The organism is Lamprobacter sp. (genome assembly GCF_034860625.1).
GTDB lineage: Bacteria > Pseudomonadota > Gammaproteobacteria > Chromatiales > Chromatiaceae > Lamprobacter.
In genome coordinates this window covers 1-577 of the sequence record NZ_JAYESN010000739.1, presented here as the reverse complement: position 1 = coordinate 577, position 577 = coordinate 1, and the positions used below count along the sequence as shown (strand labels likewise).

General features: G+C 64.3%; 1 protein-coding gene. It reads right to left on the bottom strand.

Annotated elements, in window-relative coordinates; translation table 11 throughout:
- Positions 1–577: ATP-binding protein (locus VBE63_RS31075; protein WP_323686790.1), on the bottom strand; the 577-nt coding region annotated here is incomplete at both ends.

Below are 577 nucleotides of genomic sequence, written 5' to 3'. Positions count from 1 at the left end.
AGTCTGTGAGTTCATCGCGACTCAGATTGCTGACCAGCACCGTCGGGCGCAGGTCGCTGTAGCGGGCATCGAGCACATCAAACAGCATCGCCCGGCGTTTGTCAGCGTTGCCGATCGCCATGCCGACCTCATCCATGACCAGCAGATCGACACGGGTGAGTATGGCAATGGCCTCGCGCTCACTATAGGCGGCATCGGACGCGAAACTCGCCCGCATCATCCGCAAGGCCTCCGACATCGAGAGCAACAAGGCGCTGCGACCGGCGGTCAGCACCTCGGCGACGATCGCGCAGGCGAGATGGGTCTTGCCGGTGCCGGGGGTGCCGACCAGGATGAGGCTATCGCCTTGCGGCGCGCGCTGGACATGGTTCGCATAGGCGCGACAGAGCCCAAGTACGCGTCGTTGCTCGGCGGTGACCGCCTGATAGTTGGCAAAGGTCTTGTCACGATAGCGCGCCGGAATCCCGCTGCGCCCAAGCAAGCGTTCAGAGGCGCGCTGCTGTGCGGCGCGTTGTTCGGCGAGAATCCGCCGCACCTCCTCGCGACCTGGTGCGCCCAGTTCCTCAAGCGACATCAT